The following is a 16,035-nucleotide window of genomic DNA, read 5'->3' as shown; positions in this document are numbered from 1 at the left end:
ACGGTGAGCCCGGCGCCGCGAAGCGCCCTGGCCCTCTCCACCATTCTCCTACTGTATGCCATGCGGACTCCGTTCCGGACCTCAACGGTCCAACTTTTTGTCCGCAGTCCCAGGTCCAAACTGGGATGCGCTTTCCGCTATTGAAGATATGAGGCTGCGAATCAGCTGCTCGGCCTATGCCTATGCCTGCTGCCAGGTGTCGACAAGCTCCTTGGCTGCGGCATGGGGGTCGTCAGCGCTGCAGACGGCGCTCACCACAAAGAAGCCCTCGACGCCGGTGGCCTTGAGCTGCGGCAGATCGGCTTTTTTGACGCCGCCGCCGACCACGATGGGAACGGGGCTTGCCTCATGGAGCGCGGCCAGGTCCTCAAAGCTCTTGGTGATGATGGAGCCATCTGCCGCGCGTCCACAGTCGCGCTTGGTCTCGGTCTCGTGGAGCGGGCCGATGCCCAGGTAGTCGACTAGGCTCATGTCGGCGGTCTTGACGTACTCGAGCATTTCCTCGCAACGGGCCGAAAGGCCCACGATGGCATCGGGGCCCAGAAGCTTGCGGCAGACCTCGACGGGAATATCGCTCTGGCCCACATGCACGCCGTCGACGGCGATACCCTGTTCGCGTGCGGCGAGTACGCAGTCCAGACGGTCGTCGATAAGCAGGGCGACCTTGCCGGTCTTGCCGGCGCGAGCGATAGCCTGCGCGGCGTCGCCCGTCAGCGCGATGATCTCGCGGGCACTTGCCACCTTGGAGCGCACCTGGATGCAGGTAAAGCCGGCATCGAGCGCCTGCGCTACCACATCGCCCACGGGACGTCCCAGCGTGTTTTCGGGGCCGAGTACCAGATAGGCCGAGATATCAAGGTTATCGCGGATGCTCATCGTGCTTCCTCCTGCTTTTTGATCTGAGCTTCCATGCGCTCGAGTTTGCCGGTCATGGTGTCGGTAAAACCGGGTCGAATATCGGCTTTGAGCACGACTTCGGTGCGGATGCCCTTGCTTGCCAACACAAAGGTTGCGTCGCGTACGACCTGCATGACCTCGTCCCAGTCGCCCTCGATCTCGGTGAACATCGAGGTGGTGCGGTTGGGAAGGCCGCTCTCGCGAATGACGCGCACGACCTCGGCGACCTCGGCGGACAGCTCGTCGCCTGTGCCGCACGGGGCGATGGCTACGGCGACGAGCGTGTTCATGTCGGCAGCGGTTGCGGGTTCGGACATGGCTTATGCCTCCTCGAGCTCGAGGTGGTTATTCGCAATATCCTGAGCGGTCGCGCGGTAGAGTTCGTCGATAAAGGCGACCTTAAAGCTTGCCGGGGCATCAGCGACAGCGGCGGCACGCGTGCCGGCAACGTTGTAGACAGCGGTACCGCAGATGGCTGCCGTAAACGGATCGGCGGCGCAAGCGTACACGGCCAGGACTCCGCCCTGCGAGCAGCCACAGCCGGTAATCTTGGACATGAGCGGGCTGCCGCCGTGGGACTTGGCCACGGTCGTGCCGTCGGTAATCAGGTCGACTTCGCCCGAGACCACTACGGCGCCGCCGGTGTAGCGGGCGAGTGCCACGGCAGCGCCGCGGGCGGCGTCGACCGTATCGGTGGTATCGACACCGCGCACGCGGCTCAGGTCAGCCGCCTCGCCTTCAAGACCCCACAGGCCGGCGAGCGCGATGATCTCGGAGGCGTTGCCGCGCACGATGGCGGGCTTGTACTGCTTGAGCTCGTTTACCAGCTGGGTGCGCAGGCTACCGATGCCCAGGCCCACCGGATCGAGCACCCAGGGTTTGCCGGCGTCGTGTGCCGCTTTGGCCGCACGGGGAATCGTCTGCTCGTAGATGGGGAAGAGCGTGCCCATGTTGAGATAGATGGCACCGCCGCCGGCAACGAGCGCCTCGCCCTCGTCGGGCAGATAGACCATGGCGGCCGAACCGCCTACGGCGAGCTGCGCGTTGGCGACAAAGTCGATCGTCACCGTGTTGGTGATGGAGCCGGCCATCGGGTTGGTGGCGCGAATCTCCTCCACGGCCTTGACCACATTTTGTTTAAGCTGTTTCGAATCAATCACTGCACATGCCTCCTTGGCATAGAAAAGGGGCGCTGTGCATAGACAGCGCCCCTGTAAAGGCGGCATGCTCCCTACGCCAGCATTAACTGACAGGTTCAAAGGATTGGGCCCCATGCCCTCTCAGCCTTGTGGTTTGCACCGCCGGCACTCCCGCATCGAATCTGTTGTTCCCTATACTAGCGCACCTGCCAAAAAGGGACAGGTTTATTTTGGCAGGTGGCAACTGGGGCGTTGCATTTTCCCAGATAAAACCTGCCAAAATAAACCTGTCCCTTATTGGCAGGTCGCTACAATGGATACGGTGAAAATGACTGGGGGACTCTATGATCAAACTTGTGCTGACCGATATGGACGATACGTTGATTCCAGCCGGGCATGACGGCGCCAGCGACTACGCCATCGAGGGTATTCATGCCATGCAGGCGGCGGGCCTGCACTTTGGCCCGGTTTCGGGCCGTCAGCCTTCCGCGATGGGCTGGATGTTTCGTAATCGTTCCGAGTGCTTCTCGACCGGTGCGTTCTGCAACGGCCAGGTCATGTTTGTCGACGGCGAGGTGATAGCCTCGCATGCGACCGATAACGCCGCCCTTATTCGCTTGGCTGACTACTTGGAGCAAGAGACCGATGATACCTATCTGAAGGTCTACAGCTTGGGTGATGACTTTTGGGACAATGACGCCTATTGCGTGACGAGCGATCCCGAGCGCGTGCGTCGCGCTATGGAGTCGGGCGGCAATGCGTGGCTCAAAGGCGAAGAGGCCCCGTGCCGTCCCGTTGTCGGTGACGCGCCGGTGTTCAAGGCGAATATCTGGAGTGCCCGTTCGCGTGAGGGGCTCGCGGAGCTACGCGAGCGCGTTGCCGCCGAGGTGCCGGAACTCTCGCTCGTGTTTCCCAACAGCCGCGTGCGCCTTTTCGATATCTTGCCGGCTGGTTGGGACAAGGGCTGTGCCACGCTGGAGCTGGCGCGTGCTTTGGGCCTGACGCCCGACGAGGTGGCGGTGTTCGGCGATTCCGATAACGATCTGCCCATGATTAATGCCGTTCCCAACTCCGTTGCAGTCGCCAATGCCAATGAGGCCGTCACGGCTGCCGCGCGTTGGCATATCGGCGCCGCGGCAGACGATGCGGTTGCCGGGGCTCTGCATCAGATTGCCGCCTGCGCCGCGGCGGGGGAGATGCCGTCGTTTATGCGCCAGATGGACGCGACGGGTCTTGGCGTCACGAACGTCTAGGGAGAAAGTCATGAAGCTTCAGCAGCTCAGGTATGTTGTTAAGGTTGCCGAATGCGGCAGCATCACCGAGGCCTCGCGCCGGCTCTTTGTGTCGCAGCCTTCGATTACCGCCTCGATTCGCGATCTCGAAAACGAGATGGGTGTGCACATCTTTGAGCGCACCAACAAGGGCGTCATTGTGTCCGAGGAAGGCGAGACATTCTTGGGCTACGCGCGCCAGGTACTCGATCAGGCCGACCTGCTCGAGGGTAAGTACAAGGGTGCATCCGAGCAAGTGCCGCACTTTAGTGTGAGCTGTCAGCATTATTCCTTTGCCGTTAATGCGTTTGTCGACGTGATCCGTGAGTTCGATGCAGCGCGCTACGACTTTACCCTGCGCGAGGAACAGACTCACGAGATCATCGAAGATGTCGCGCACATGAAGAGTGAACTGGGCATTCTGTACTTATCCGAACATAACCGCGAGGTTATCGAGCGCATGCTGGCGGCCAACGAGCTCGTATTCGAAGGACTCTTCTGCGCCACGCCGCACGTCTTTGTATGCGCCGACCATCCACTGGCGGACCACGCCAGCGTGACGCTCGAGGACTTGGAAGACTATCCGTTCCTATCCTACGAGCAAGGCAGCTACAACTCGTTTTACTATTCCGAGGAACTGACCTCGACGTTTGAGCGCCGCAAGAATATCCGCGTGCGCGACCGTGCGACCTTGTTCAACCTAGCCATGGGTCTCAACGGCTACACGGTGTGTTCGGGCGTGATTAGCCACGAGCTTAATGGTCCCGGTATTATCTCGATTCCGCTCGATGTGGATGAATACATGGAGATCGGCATTATCACGCGCAAGAATACGACGCTCACGCGCTATGGACAGGCTTATGTCGAGGCCATCCGGAGGCATATCTAACCGGTAGCGTTTGATGTTGCTGTCTTGAGCTGTCGAAATGGATATAGGAAAACTATATGGCAAACATATATAAACGCATATTTTACGATAACCAGGAGTGCGCTCATACTCTTTCTCGCTAAAGCAGTCCATGCAAAAGGAGATTCCTATGAGCAATTCCACCCAGCTCAAAGCGCCGTTTCGCGCCGATATCGTCGGCAGTTTTCTTCGTCCGCAGGCCGTAAAGGACGCCCGCGCTGCCTATGCGGCAGGCGCGCTTGATGCCGAGGGACTTAAGGCAGTCGAGGACGAGGCCATTCGCGATTTGGTGGCAAAGCAAAAGGCCGCCGGCCTGCAGGTCATCACCGACGGCGAGTTCCGCCGCAGCTACTGGCACCTCGATTTTATGTGGGGTCTCAACGGCATCGAGCGCCGCACCTCGCGTACGGGCTATATGTTCCACGATGAGGAGACTACCGCCGACACCGCCGTGGTGACCGGGCCTATTAGCGGCGAGAACCATCCGTTCGTCGAGCACTTCAAGTTTGTCAAGGCGCTCGAGGGGGAGGGCCAGGTTGCGCGGCAAACCATTCCGGCGCCGATCCAGACGTTCTCCGAAGTCACGCTCGACCGCTGCGATGGCCAGCAGGAGAGCCTGCGCGCCGTCTACAAGACCGACGAAGAGCTCGCCGATGCCATCGCCGCAGCATACCGCACCGTGATTGCCGATCTGTATGCCGCGGGTTGCCGCAACATCCAATTTGATGACTGCACCTGGGGCATCTATTGCGATACTGACTTTGTGTCCAAGACCGGCATGAGCCCGGTTGACCTGCAAAAGGTGAGCGAGCTGGGCGTGGCGCTCAACAATGCCGCCATCGCGGGTAAGCCTGACGACTTGGTGATCAATACGCATGTATGCCGTGGCAACTACCACTCTACTTATGCCTTTGAGGGCGGCTATGATCCCATCGCCCCGTACCTGTTTGCGCATGAGGACGTTGACGCGTTCTATCTGGAGTTCGACACTCCGCGCGCCGGTGGTTTTGAGCCGCTCAAGTACGTTGCGCCCGGTAAGAAGGTCGTGTTGGGTCTGGTGACCACCAAGGCAGCCGAGCTCGAGGACGAGGACGCGACCGTCGAGCGTATTCATGAGGCAGCAAAGTACGTGCCGCTTGAGAATCTGTATCTGTCTCCGCAGTGTGGCTTTGCCAGCTGCGAGATTGGCAACAAGCTGACCGAAGGCGAGCAGTGGGCAAAGATCGCGCTGGTCAAGCGTATTGCCGAGCGTGTTTGGAAATAGCGGTACCGTTTGCAAGTGACGGCGCGTGCGAGACATGGCGTATCGCGTACAATGGTTCGGACCGTATCGTTCGGGCAGGTTATCCGCTATGCCCGAGCGCCCTTCCATTCGAAAGGACATCCATGTCCCAGTCCTCGACGCCCGCCGTCACCGATGCCATCTACGACGCTTCGTCGCTCGGCCGCCCGCGCATGTTCCTGCTCGGTCTGCAGCACCTGTTTGCCATGTTTGGTGCCACGGTGCTGGTGCCCGTGCTCACCGGCCTTTCGGTATCGGCAACGCTTTTGTTTGCCGGCTTGGGCACGCTGCTATTCCACTTCCTGTCACGCGGTAAGGTCCCCGCATTTTTGGGCTCATCGTTTGCCTTTATTGCCGGCTATGCCGCAATCGCGCCCAACGGCGAGGCCGAGCTATTGCCCTACGCTTGCCTGGGCGTTGCCTGCGCCGGTTTGCTCTACCCGGTGCTTGCGGCGCTCTTCCGCGCGTTTGGCGCCAAGCGCGTCATGCGCTTCTTCCCGCCGGTGGTGACTGGCCCCATTGTCATTTCGGTCGGTCTGATCCTGGCGAGTTCCGCTATTGCCAACTGCCAGACTAACTGGCTCGTTGCCGTGGTTGCCGTCGCCGTAATCGTCATCTGCAATATTTGGGGTCGCGGCATGGTCAAGATCGTGCCGATTTTACTGGGCGTCGTGGTGAGCTATGCCGTTGCGGCTGCGCTGGGCGAGGTCGATTTCTCCGGCGTCGCAGCCGCTCCCTGGCTTGGCTTTCCCGTCGTGTGGGACAACACGGTGTTTGCACTCTTTGGGCCGCAGTTCGATAGCGGCCTTGCCACGACGGCCATCATCACCATCATGCCGCTGGCCTTTGCAACCATGATTGAGCATATCGGCGATATATCCGCTATTGGCTCCACCTGCGAGCGCAACTACATCGCCGATCCCGGCCTGCATCGCACGCTGCTCGGTGATGGTCTCGCCACGATTCTGGCTTCGCTCTTTGGCGCTCCGGCCAACACCACGTATGGCGAGAACACCGGCGTGCTCGCCCTGACGCGCGTGTTTGACCCGCGCGTGATTCGCATTGCCGCGTGCTGCGCCATCGTGCTTTCGTTCTGCCCCAAGTTCGCTGCCGTGATCGCCGCCATGCCGGCATGCGTTATCGGCGGCGTGTCGCTCGTGCTCTATGGCATGATCAGCGCCGTGGGCGTCCGTAACCTCATCGAGAACCAGGTCGATTTCCAGAACAACCGCAACGTGCTGGTGGCCGCTCTGGTGCTCGTGCTTTCACTCGGCATTGCCTACAGCGCCGCCGGTGCCATCGTGCTGAAGCTGTTCGGCGTGACGATTTCGCTTTCGGGCCTTGCCGTGGGCTCGCTGGTGGGCATCGTGCTCAACGCGATTCTGCCTGGCAACGACTTTGAGTTCGCCGTTTCTGAACTCGAGGAGACTGTCGAGTAGTAGTTGTGTTCGGCTAAATCAAAAAATGGCGCCCGTGCGTACGCGTGGGCGCCATTTTTAATGCGTCAGTATCCAGTGTATGCCGCGGGCCATGCGCAGACCGGTTTGGGCAAAGTGGTTACCGGGGTTGAGCTCGAAGGTCGCGGGGATGCCTCGGTCGCCGAGTAGTTTTTTCATTGCGCGCGTGTCGTCGAGTACGTGCCGCATCATGCGGTTGGGCGTCTTGGTCTCCTTTTTGCCGAGTGATAGATAGACGGCGTTGGGCGCGGCTGGCATCGTGTGCCCGTGTGCGTAATCGAGAAATCCGGGAAACCATAGGGACCCCGATGCGCTTGCGGCACGGTTAAAGGCATCGGTCTGCCAGAGCGACCAAAGCGAAAAGAGGCCCGCCAATGAGTAACCGGCAATGCCGCGCCAGGTAGGCGGGCAGGGAAGTGATGGCTCGACCTCTGGGATTATCTGATTCAGCAGTTCATCGAGAAACTCGGAAGCCTGTCCACCAAAGGGCTCGGCATCGCGCACGGTTCCGTCGCATTCCCAAGGACTCAGCTCGCGATTCCAATCGAGCCCGCCAATGGCGACCAGGGTGAATGGCGGGCAATCAAGCTCAAGACAACGGCTATAGACCTCGGTGCCGTCACCCATGACCGCGGGAAGGTAAATGACGGGCGCGCTTTCGACATGCTTTGAATGAATGGTTATCTGCTTTTGACGCGCTTCCATGACAAGCTTCTCTCTGCATTTCGACATCTATAAATACGATTGTCGCACGTCGGCGTAGGGACCGTCGCTAAAAGAAAGGCGCAGAGCCGCTTGATGCGACTCTGCGCCTTGAGGTTTTGCTTTGGCAGCTTTGCCCTTACGCTACGAAGAAGTAGACGAGGAAAGCAAGGGCTGCGATCCACATGAGCGGCTTGATCTTGGAGGCCTCGCCCTTAAAGAGCGCGACGATCACGTAGGCGATAAAGCCCAGACCGATGCCGGCAGAGATGGAGTAGGTGAAGGGCACGCCGGCGACAATCATGAACGCCGGGAAACCCTGCGACACGTCGGACCAGTCGATCTCGGAGGCCTCGCTCATCATGAGATAGCCGACGTAGACCAGGGCACCGCAGGTGGCGGCGCTGGAAACGATGGTGACGATGGGGGAGAAGAACGCGGCGAGAATGAACAGCACGCCGGTGGTGACGGAGGTGAGGCCCGTGCGGCCACCGTCGGCAGCGCCAGAGGTGGACTCGACGAAGGTGGTGATGGAGGAGACGCCCATAAAACCGCCCACAGCAGCGGCGGCGGAGTCGACGAGCAGGATCTCCTTGATATTCTCGACGTTGCCGTCGTCGGTGAGGAACTCGCCCTGCTTGGCCACGGCCATCGCGGTGCCCATGGTGTCGAAGAAGTCACTCATGAGCAGCGAGAACGAGATGACGAGGAGCGTGGGGTCGGTAAGGACCTTGACGATGGCGGGCACGCCGCCGGCGTCGGCGATGGGGCCACCGATGCTCGAGAAGTCGAGCGGGGCGATAATACCGGTCGGAGCATGGGTCACACCTAGGGGGATACCGGCGATAACGGCGACGATGATGCCGATGAGCAGCGAGCCGGGGACGTTGCGGCAGGCGAGGGCGACTGTCACCAGGATGGAGATAATGCCGACGATGAAGGTGGGGGAGGTGATGTCGCCCAGACCGACGAGTGTACCGGCGCCAGCGGTGATAATGCCGGCATCACACAGGCCAATCATGGCGATGAACAGGCCCAGGCCCACCGAGATGGCGTGACGCAGGACAACCGGGATGGCATCCATGATGGCCTCGCGCAGGCCACAAAGCACGAGCAGCAAGATGACGACGCCCTCAAGGAAGATGACGCTCATGGCCACGTGCCAGTCACCGCCGCAGACGGTGGTGGTGATTCCAGCGATCATCGCGTTGACGCCTAAGCCCGACGCGCAGGCGAGCGGGCGGTTGGCGAAGATGCCCATGCAGATGGTCATGATGCCGGCGCCCAGGCAGGTGGCGCAGGCGAGCGCTCCCGCATCGATGCCAGCGCCCGAGAGCACCGCGGGGTTGACGGCGATGATGTAGGCCATCGCCAGGAATGTTGTCAGTCCAGCGCGGAGTTCGGTCCCGATCGTGGACTTGCGCTCGCTGACGTGAAATAGTTCGTCCATGCATACCCTTTCCTTGTTCGGCCCCGAGTTTAGGCCGATTGACACGAACTTACCTACTATATCGCCTTTGGAAGGTCGATGCTTCTCGCATGTTGAAGTTCGGCGCTTTGTAACAGGCGGACGGTATTTTTCGCATGAAAATGTGTAGGTACCGTATACTTAAGCAGTTACATTGAACTCTTTGGAGGAACGTATGATTAAAGAGCTCTGCCGCGACGAGGCCATCCTGTCCCAGCGTTGCGAGGTTGCGACTGTCGAGGACGAGTCGGTCGCACAGGACCTGATCGACACCATCAAGTCGCTCGAGGACGCCGGCTGCCTTGCCGCCAACCAGATTGGCGTCACCAAGAAGGTCTGCGTCTATCTGGACGACGCCGGCGAGCCCCACGTGCTCTACAACCCCCGTCTGGTGTTTGGCCTGGGCGCCAGCAAGATGGAGGAGAGCTGCCTGACGCACGACGAAATCACCAAGTCCACGCGCTATATCAAGTGCAAGGTTGCCTTTGACCAGATCGTCGACGGCAAGATGAAGGAGTGCCGCCGCGACTACACGGGCTTTGAGGCACAAATGATCCAGCATATGATCGATCACTGTCTTGGAAAGTTGGTCTAAGGGGACCAAAGCCCGCACCTTGCCGCTCAATCGTCGCTCGCGTACCTTAAGTACGCTTCGCTCCTCTTTCGTGGCAATCTGCGGTACTTTGACCCCTTAGACGACCTGCGAGGTTGACTTGGTTGAGTTTATCTTGCTTGTGTGGTCCGGGCGTGACGTTATTGTCATGTCCGGGCTTTTGTGTTTAGCGCCTATTTGTTTGGTAACAATGAGCTTAACAAGGACGTATGGCTAGGAGGCGCCATGTGCACGAGCATTCGATTTACCGATAATTCCGGCAACATGTATCTGGGTCGCAACCTCGACTGGAGCTTTAGCTACGGTCAACAGGTTCGCGTGATGCCCCGCGGGTTCCATATCCCGTATTCGTTTATCGACGATGCGTCGGCGGCACACGCGGTAATCGGCATGTGCATCGATTACAAGAACTATCCTATGTTTTTCGACTGTGGTAACGATGCGGGTCTGGCTGTGGCAGGGCTCAACTTTCCCGGTTATGCCGAGTATGCCGAGGACCCGGTTGATGGCAAGACCAATATCGCGGCCTATGAGTTTCCCCTGTGGGTGGCAGCGACGTTCTCGACGGTCGACGAGGTCGAGGCTGCGCTGCGCGACACGGTGATTGTTGCCAAATCTGCCGGAGAGGGGCTGGGTGTGTCGCTGCTCCATTGGATTATCGGCGACAGCCGGCGCAGCATCGTGGTCGAGATGATGGCTGACGGTCTGCATGTATACGACGATCCGGTCGACACCCTTGCCAATCAGCCGACCTTCCCGTGGCACATGGAAAACCTGCGCACCTATATCACCGCCACAAGCGATTTTCCTCAGACGGCGACATGGCGTGGCGCCGAGCTCAAGCCCTATGGCGCGGGTGCCGGCATGCGCGGTATTCCGGGTGACTGCTATTCGCCGAGCCGTTTTGTAAAGGCGGCATACCTCAATGCCAATTACCCGCAAAAAGACAGCGAGGCCGAGAACGTCATTCGCATGTTCCGCTCGCTCGAGGGGGTGGAGATGATCGAGGGTGCGTCCAAGATGGGTGACGGCAAGTTCGAGAAGACTATCTACACCGGATGCTTTAGCGCGCGCACGGGCAATTACTATTACTCAACGTATGAGGATCCGTCGATTCGCTACGTGAGCCTGATGGATGCCGAGGGCGCGAGCCCCGATAGGCTCGTGGTTCCCGAGCCGCGTCGTTCGTAGCCGGCGGTTTTACTGCAATGCAAAGCGGCCCTGCGCCTCCCGTGAGGCGCAGGGCCGCTGTCGTCGACGCGCGACGTCGTTAGAAGTTGGCGTCGTTGAGTTGTTCGCTCTCGAGGCCGTCGAGCTGTTGCTGTTCGGGCGTATCGCCGACGCTCCCGAGCAGCTCGGTGGGGTCGAAGTTCATGTCCCTACCGGCTTCGTTGCCGTTGCCAAGCTCGTCCGAGAAGATATCGACATCCATTTCCTCGGCTTCCTCGATCTGAACTTCGAGCTGGAGTTATTGGCGAGCAGCGCCGCGCCGCCGATCATGGCAGGTAGGATCAGCCACGGCGCCACTTTGCGCACCAGGCTAAACAGGGCGAAGATGCCGCCCTCGTTGTGGTTGTCGGCCTTCATGGCGATTACCACGTACTTGACCGTGCTGGTCTTGGAGGTTTGCCTCCAGTTTGGCGTGCGCCACGTGGACTCCCTTGGACATCCGGTTATCTGTCTTGGACAGATAACTTTTATGCCGTCTTTATACATACAAGAGCTGTTTGGCGCATCGGGTAATTTTTGACAATAATCTCCATCTGGGGATTATTTATGTACGCAGGTAGCATTTCAAAACAGGGGCGCATCCGCTGTATGGCTTTGCTGCAATGTAATAACTGCGGACGCGCTCCTGCTTTGAAACTGAAGAGGGAACTTTTAGACGCGTGCTGCCTGAGCGATACCGGTCTTGGCGCCTGAGCGTTTACCGGCGAGTTCGCAAAAGATCGCGCCGCCGATGATAAGCACGGCGCCCATCAGGCGGACCGGTGTTATGACTTCGCCCAAAAGGGCGGACGAGAACACGACGGCCGAAAGCGGCTCGAGGTAGCCGACGACAGCGACGGTCTGCACGGGCAGTTTGGCGACGGCGCTAAAGTAGAGCAGACAACCGATGCCGGTGTTGACGATGCCGAGCATAGCGACGGCGCGCCAATCGATGGTTGCGGCGATACTGGCGGACAGGAATGAGGGGGTGCCTTGGGTGACGAGCGTAAGGACCAGCGCGGTCACAAAGGCGGCGCTCACCTGGAGCGCGGAGTTCTTGAGGCCTTCGATGTGCGGCGCGCCCTTGCTGGCGATGACCATCAATGCATAACAGAAGGCCGAGGCGATTCCGCAGACGATGCCCGCAATGGGCATATTGCCGCCTAGACCTTGCGCTGCAATGAGAAAAGCGCCGCAGGCGACTGCGATAAACCCGGCGATTTTGCCACCGGTTAGTTTTTCGCCAAAGATAAACGGCGAGAGGGCCATGACGATGATGGGGCCGCAGTAGTACAGCAGCGAAGAAACGCCGACGCCGATCGTCTGATAAGCGCGGAACAGAAAAATCCAGCTGGCGCCCAGCGCGGCTCCCGAGAGGAGGAGGGCTGCGGCTTCGCGGGGGCGAGAAGGCGCCTGCAGCTTATGGCGCTGGGTAATGGCGAGGATGGCGACAAGCGAAAGGGCTCCCAGAAAAGTGCGCAGCAGCACGATATCGGAGCTCGGGAGTGCGATGGCCGCAGCGATGATGCCGTTGGAGCCAAACAACAACAATGCTGCTAAATACGTAATCAATCCGTTGTTCATGCGCTGCCGTCCCCTCTATATCTGTGCATGCTCACTATGGGTGAACTGGCTTTAGAAGAAAAGCGAATTTAATGCATGGAAAACATGACAAAAACTCATGCAAGGGTGGAGGCATGTCGTGGAAACGAATATTCAAAAGATGCAGGTGCTGCTGGAGACCGTGCGCGCTGGAAGCTTTACGCGTGCTGCCGAGCGCCTGAGCTACTCGCAATCGGGCGTGAGCCGCATGGTGGCCGATCTTGAGGCCGATTGGGGCTTTAAGGTACTCGACCGCAGTCGTGAAGGTGTTGCTCTTTCTGCCGACGGGCGGCAGCTCATGCCGGCTGTCGAGGCGCTCTGCGAGGAATTCGTTCGCTTGCAGCGACGGGTGGATGAGATGCGCGGGCTCATGCGCGGCAAAATCTGCATCGGTACGTTTTCGAGCGTGGCGACCCACGTGCTGCCGCCGGTGATTGCGCGTTTTCGTGCTGATCATCCAGACGTCGATTACGAGTTGCTGATGGGCGACTATTCAGAGATTGAACAATGGGTGGCAGAGGGTCGCTGCGATCTGGGCTTTATCCCTCGTGAGCCCCGAGAAAACGGCATGACATCGCTGCCTTTGGTGCGTGACGAGTTAATGGCGGTAGTGCCGTCAGGCTCGTTGTTTGCCACGGCGGAGGTCGTCTCTCTTGCCGACTTGGCCAACGAGCAGTTTATTCTGCTGGAACGCGGCACCGATGACGAGATTACGCCGCTGTTTCGTCGGGCGGGACTGGCAGTGCACTCAAAACTGTCGACCTGGGATGACTATGCGATTATGGCTATGGTCGAGGACGGCCTGGGTGTGAGCATTCTTCCCGCGCTCATCATGCGCCGCTGTCAGTTCGATGTTGCCGTGCGTCCGCTCGAAGGGCATCCCCATCGGCAGATCAACGCCATATATCGAACGGCCGATGTTTCGCTTGCCGCCGCCCGTTTTCTCGAATACCTCTAAATGGGCGCACGTCGTTATCGCCTTGGGATAAATCTTGAGGTTTAGGTCATGTTATTTTTGAAATTGAACTTTTAGAAATAGCACGGCGCTATACTGCTTGCTAAATTGAACCTTGGTTCAATTCGTGTTCTATAAATTGAACTTTGCCAGCAAGGAGGTTCCTGTGACCCAAGAGACGTTTAGCGATCGTCTGCGACAGGCTATGTCCGATCGCGACGTTCGCCAGTCGGACGTAATCCGCGCATCGGAGATGCTCGGCAAAAAACTCGGCAAGAGTCAGATGAGCCAATATGTGAGCGGCAAGACGATTCCGCGGCGCGATGTGGCAGAGCTGCTCGCCCGCATTTTGGAGGTCGATGTTACCTGGCTGCTCGCCGGTGACGCCGATCAAGGCGAGACATCATCGACCCACAACGTTTCCAAGCCCGAACCCTATCCCTCAGCTCAAATTGCAAGGAGCACCACCATGCGTACTTTTTCTAAATCCACCAAACTCGAGAACGTTCTGTATGACGTGCGCGGCCCCGTTGTCGACGAGGCAGCCCGTATGGAGGACGAAGGCGAGTGCATCCTCAAGCTCAACATCGGTAATCCGGCGCCCTTTGGTTTCCGCACGCCCGATGAGGTCATCAAGGACATGCGCCAGCAGCTGCCCGACTGCGAAGGCTATTCCAACTCGCGCGGTCTGTTCTCTGCGCGTAAGGCGATCATGCAGTATTCGCAGATCAAGGGCCTGCCCAATGTTCAGATGGAACATATCTACACGGGCAACGGCGTGTCCGAGCTCATTCAGCTTTCGATGAACGCGCTGCTCGACAATGGCGACGAGATTCTGATTCCCAGCCCCGATTATCCGCTGTGGACGGCGTGCGCAACTCTTGCCGGTGGACATCCAGTGCACTATCTGTGTGATGAGCAGGCCGATTGGTATCCCGATCTGCAGGATATGGAGTCCAAGATCACGAGCGCGACCAAGGCCCTCGTCATCATCAACCCCAACAACCCCACGGGCTCTGTCTATCCGCGCGAGGTGCTCGAGGGCATCGTTGAGATCGCGCGCAGGCACCAGCTCATGATTTTTGCCGACGAGATCTATGACCGCCTGTGCATGGACGGCTACGAGCACGTCTCCATTGCATCGCTCGCCCCCGACCTGCCCTGCATTACGTTTAGCGGCCTGTCCAAGTCGCATATGATCGCGGGCTATCGCATTGGCTGGATGGTGCTTTCGGGCAACCAGCGCTGCATGAGCGACTTCATCATGGGCATCAACATGCTCTCCAACATGCGCCTGTGCTCCAACGTGCCGGCCCAGTCGATCGTCCAGACGGCGCTTGGCGGCCATCAGTCGGTCAACGACTACATCCGCCCCGGCGGTCGTGTCTACGAGCAGCGCAACTTTGTGTATGAGGCGCTCAGCAAGATCGACGGCATCTCGGTGGTCAAGCCGCGTGCGGCGTTTTATATCTTCCCCAAGATGGATGTTAAAAAGTTCAACATCACCGATGACGAGCAGTTTGCCCTCGACCTGCTGCACGAGAAGAAGATTCTCATCACGCGTGGCGGCGGCTTCAACTGGGCTGAGCCCGATCACTTCCGCATCGTGTACCTGCCGCGCATGGAAGTGCTCAAAGAGTCGCTCGAAGACCTCGCCGATTTCTTTGATCACTACCGCCAGTCCTAATTGGTTCCGCCGTTCTACCGAACGGCGGACCGCTTGACGCTACGCGAGCCGCATTCACGCCAATCTGACGTTCAATTTCGAGGGCGCGACCAGAAGGTCAGCGCCCTCTCATTTCACGTCACCTTGGCGCAAATGCGGCTCGCTCGCTGTCGTGTGCTCAGCCTGCGTCGTTACCATGATCCAAAGGGGACGGAGGAAAACAGATCATTTTCCTTGACTCGCGGAACTATATAACGACGCCGTTGCAGTGGTCGATTTCGTGCTGGATGATCTCGGCGGTGTAGCCCGAGAAGTTTTTGATGCGGTGGACGAAGTTCTCGTCCAAATACTCCACCTTAATGCGACGATAGCGGGTACAGGGACGCTCGCCGATCAGCGAGAGGCATCCTTCGCTGGTCTGATAGGCATTGACCTGCTCAAGAATTTGAGGGTTGTACATCAGGAGCGTCCTGTTGCCGTCCTTTACGCAGATGATGCGTTTGCGCACGCCGATCATGTTGGCGGCGAGCCCCACGCACTCGTGCTCATGCTCGTGGAGCGTATCCAGGAGGTCCTGCCCGATCACGGCATCGTCGGGCCCTGCGTCTTCGGAAGGCAGGCGCAAAAAGAACTCGGATTTCATGATGGGCTTAATCATGGCGGGCTCCTTAAGGTGGACACGTTTGGTTCAGGCCATGATACCGCGACATGTCGCATTAATGTGTGCACATAGATTCTGCAGCTAGATTGGATGGCGACACCATAAACTAAGGAACGTTTTGCCGAGAGGCATGAATGTTTAAAGCGCAAAGAGTGCGCGACGGGCCCCGCGAATGGGGCGATGATGCCCGAGAGGGCCAAGAAGGA

General features: G+C 59.0%; 16 protein-coding genes, 1 pseudogene and 1 riboswitch. Of the genes and pseudogenes, 8 read left to right on the top strand and 9 right to left on the bottom strand.

The window, feature by feature from the left end; translation table 11 throughout:
- Nucleotides 1-180: 180 nt before the first annotated feature.
- From ACTQXI_RS07210 to thiM, 3 genes are read right to left on the bottom strand one after another with little or no spacing between them, the layout of a single operon-like run.
- Nucleotides 181-876: a thiamine phosphate synthase gene (locus tag ACTQXI_RS07210; protein ID WP_441048513.1), complete on the bottom strand. Its 696-nt coding sequence runs from the start codon at nt 874-876 to the stop codon at nt 181-183.
- Nucleotides 873-1,214 carry a thiamine-binding protein gene (locus ACTQXI_RS07205; protein ID WP_427719764.1) on the bottom strand — a complete coding sequence of 114 codons (342 nt, stop codon included), beginning with the start codon at nt 1,212-1,214 and terminating at the stop codon, nt 873-875. Before ACTQXI_RS07205 ends, ACTQXI_RS07210 begins: the two co-directional genes overlap by 4 nt.
- A gap of 3 nt (nt 1,215-1,217) precedes the next feature.
- The gene (gene thiM / locus ACTQXI_RS07200; RefSeq protein WP_370450622.1) at nt 1,218-2,057 is read right to left on the bottom strand and encodes a hydroxyethylthiazole kinase; all 840 of its coding nucleotides are present in this window, start codon (nt 2,055-2,057) and stop codon (nt 1,218-1,220) included.
- 51 nt (nt 2,058-2,108) lie between these two features.
- Nucleotides 2,109-2,219, bottom strand: a riboswitch (TPP riboswitch).
- Nucleotides 2,220-2,380: 161 nt separating this feature from the next.
- Here thiM and ACTQXI_RS07195 point away from each other — a divergent pair.
- The 4 genes from ACTQXI_RS07195 to ACTQXI_RS07180 all read left to right on the top strand — a co-directional run bounded on the left by ACTQXI_RS07195 (nt 2,381) and on the right by ACTQXI_RS07180 (nt 6,935).
- Complete coding sequence (locus ACTQXI_RS07195) at nt 2,381-3,289, top strand: HAD-IIB family hydrolase (protein ID WP_441048512.1); 909 nt, start codon at nt 2,381-2,383, stop codon at nt 3,287-3,289.
- A gap of 10 nt (nt 3,290-3,299) precedes the next feature.
- Nucleotides 3,300-4,196 (top strand): LysR family transcriptional regulator, encoded by an 897-nt coding sequence (locus ACTQXI_RS07190; protein WP_427796141.1) that lies wholly within the window; start codon nt 3,300-3,302, stop codon nt 4,194-4,196.
- A 148-nt stretch (nt 4,197-4,344) separates the two neighbouring features.
- The gene (locus tag ACTQXI_RS07185; RefSeq protein ID WP_441017185.1) at nt 4,345-5,478 is read left to right on the top strand and encodes a 5-methyltetrahydropteroyltriglutamate--homocysteine S-methyltransferase; all 1,134 of its coding nucleotides are present in this window, start codon (nt 4,345-4,347) and stop codon (nt 5,476-5,478) included.
- 122 nt (nt 5,479-5,600) lie between these two features.
- Nucleotides 5,601-6,935: a uracil-xanthine permease family protein gene (locus ACTQXI_RS07180; RefSeq protein WP_441048511.1), complete on the top strand. Its 1,335-nt coding sequence runs from the start codon at nt 5,601-5,603 to the stop codon at nt 6,933-6,935.
- Between the two features lie 57 nt (nt 6,936-6,992).
- On the opposite strand, the gene ACTQXI_RS07175 is transcribed toward ACTQXI_RS07180, so the two are convergent.
- Both ACTQXI_RS07175 and ACTQXI_RS07170 read right to left on the bottom strand, forming a co-directional pair.
- Nucleotides 6,993-7,658 carry an alpha/beta hydrolase gene (locus ACTQXI_RS07175; RefSeq protein WP_441048510.1) on the bottom strand — a complete coding sequence of 222 codons (666 nt, stop codon included), beginning with the start codon at nt 7,656-7,658 and terminating at the stop codon, nt 6,993-6,995.
- A 136-nt stretch (nt 7,659-7,794) separates the two neighbouring features.
- On the bottom strand, nt 7,795-9,105 hold the full coding sequence (locus ACTQXI_RS07170) for an NCS2 family permease (protein ID WP_441048509.1): 1,311 nt from the start codon (nt 9,103-9,105) through the stop codon (nt 7,795-7,797).
- 193 nt (nt 9,106-9,298) lie between these two features.
- Here ACTQXI_RS07170 and ACTQXI_RS07165 point away from each other — a divergent pair, with 193 nt between their 5' ends.
- On the top strand, nt 9,299-9,718 hold the full coding sequence (locus ACTQXI_RS07165) for a peptide deformylase (protein WP_154517060.1): 420 nt from the start codon (nt 9,299-9,301) through the stop codon (nt 9,716-9,718).
- Nucleotides 9,719-9,961: 243 nt separating this feature from the next.
- Nucleotides 9,962-10,927 (top strand): choloylglycine hydrolase, encoded by a 966-nt coding sequence (bsh, locus tag ACTQXI_RS07160; protein ID WP_441048508.1) that lies wholly within the window; start codon nt 9,962-9,964, stop codon nt 10,925-10,927.
- A gap of 79 nt (nt 10,928-11,006) precedes the next feature.
- Here the strand turns inward: bsh and ACTQXI_RS07155 are convergent, their stop codons facing one another.
- The 3 genes and pseudogenes from ACTQXI_RS07155 to ACTQXI_RS07145 form a co-directional block, all read right to left on the bottom strand.
- Nucleotides 11,007-11,168: a hypothetical protein gene (locus ACTQXI_RS07155; protein WP_441048562.1), complete on the bottom strand. Its 162-nt coding sequence runs from the start codon at nt 11,166-11,168 to the stop codon at nt 11,007-11,009.
- A gap of 38 nt (nt 11,169-11,206) precedes the next feature.
- Nucleotides 11,207-11,350 (bottom strand): annotated as a pseudogene (locus ACTQXI_RS07150) (KUP/HAK/KT family potassium transporter); the annotation flags it as partial.
- Nucleotides 11,351-11,617: 267 nt separating this feature from the next.
- Nucleotides 11,618-12,529, bottom strand: a complete 912-nt coding sequence (locus ACTQXI_RS07145) for a DMT family transporter (protein ID WP_441048507.1) — start codon at nt 12,527-12,529, stop codon at nt 11,618-11,620.
- A 118-nt stretch (nt 12,530-12,647) separates the two neighbouring features.
- On the opposite strand from ACTQXI_RS07145, the gene ACTQXI_RS07140 reads away from it, so the two are divergent.
- Together ACTQXI_RS07140 and ACTQXI_RS07135 are read left to right on the top strand one after the other, a co-directional pair.
- Nucleotides 12,648-13,505 carry a LysR family transcriptional regulator gene (locus ACTQXI_RS07140; RefSeq protein WP_441048506.1) on the top strand — a complete coding sequence of 286 codons (858 nt, stop codon included), beginning with the start codon at nt 12,648-12,650 and terminating at the stop codon, nt 13,503-13,505.
- Between the two features lie 202 nt (nt 13,506-13,707).
- Nucleotides 13,708-15,189 (top strand): aminotransferase class I/II-fold pyridoxal phosphate-dependent enzyme, encoded by a 1,482-nt coding sequence (locus ACTQXI_RS07135; protein WP_441048559.1) that lies wholly within the window; start codon nt 13,708-13,710, stop codon nt 15,187-15,189.
- Between the two features lie 226 nt (nt 15,190-15,415).
- Here the strand turns inward: ACTQXI_RS07135 and ACTQXI_RS07130 are convergent, their stop codons facing one another.
- The gene (locus ACTQXI_RS07130; RefSeq protein WP_154517072.1) at nt 15,416-15,826 is read right to left on the bottom strand and encodes a peptide deformylase; all 411 of its coding nucleotides are present in this window, start codon (nt 15,824-15,826) and stop codon (nt 15,416-15,418) included.
- Nucleotides 15,827-16,035 lie beyond the last annotated feature (209 nt).

Source organism: Collinsella sp. LCP19S3_C9 (assembly GCF_052121575.1).
Classification (GTDB): domain Bacteria; phylum Actinomycetota; class Coriobacteriia; order Coriobacteriales; family Coriobacteriaceae; genus Collinsella.
The sequence above is the reverse complement of the archived record's forward strand: the minus strand, read 5'-3'. Positions and strand labels throughout refer to the sequence as shown.

Coding starts and splice junctions, on each gene's coding strand:
- ACTQXI_RS07210 (WP_441048513.1), bottom strand. CDS start 876: ATGAGCATCCGCGATAACCTTGATATCTCGGCCTATCTGGTACTCGGC.
- ACTQXI_RS07205 (WP_427719764.1), bottom strand. CDS start 1,214: ATGTCCGAACCCGCAACCGCTGCCGACATGAACACGCTCGTCGCCGTA.
- ACTQXI_RS07195 (WP_441048512.1), top strand. CDS start 2,381: ATGATCAAACTTGTGCTGACCGATATGGACGATACGTTGATTCCAGCC.
- ACTQXI_RS07190 (WP_427796141.1), top strand. CDS start 3,300: ATGAAGCTTCAGCAGCTCAGGTATGTTGTTAAGGTTGCCGAATGCGGC.
- ACTQXI_RS07185 (WP_441017185.1), top strand. CDS start 4,345: ATGAGCAATTCCACCCAGCTCAAAGCGCCGTTTCGCGCCGATATCGTC.
- ACTQXI_RS07180 (WP_441048511.1), top strand. CDS start 5,601: ATGTCCCAGTCCTCGACGCCCGCCGTCACCGATGCCATCTACGACGCT.
- ACTQXI_RS07175 (WP_441048510.1), bottom strand. CDS start 7,658: ATGGAAGCGCGTCAAAAGCAGATAACCATTCATTCAAAGCATGTCGAA.
- ACTQXI_RS07170 (WP_441048509.1), bottom strand. CDS start 9,105: ATGGACGAACTATTTCACGTCAGCGAGCGCAAGTCCACGATCGGGACC.
- ACTQXI_RS07165 (WP_154517060.1), top strand. CDS start 9,299: ATGATTAAAGAGCTCTGCCGCGACGAGGCCATCCTGTCCCAGCGTTGC.
- bsh (WP_441048508.1), top strand. CDS start 9,962: ATGTGCACGAGCATTCGATTTACCGATAATTCCGGCAACATGTATCTG.
- ACTQXI_RS07155 (WP_441048562.1), bottom strand. CDS start 11,168: ATGGATGTCGATATCTTCTCGGACGAGCTTGGCAACGGCAACGAAGCC.
- ACTQXI_RS07145 (WP_441048507.1), bottom strand. CDS start 12,529: ATGAACAACGGATTGATTACGTATTTAGCAGCATTGTTGTTGTTTGGC.
- ACTQXI_RS07135 (WP_441048559.1), top strand. CDS start 13,708: ATGTCCGATCGCGACGTTCGCCAGTCGGACGTAATCCGCGCATCGGAG.
- ACTQXI_RS07130 (WP_154517072.1), bottom strand. CDS start 15,826: ATGATTAAGCCCATCATGAAATCCGAGTTCTTTTTGCGCCTGCCTTCC.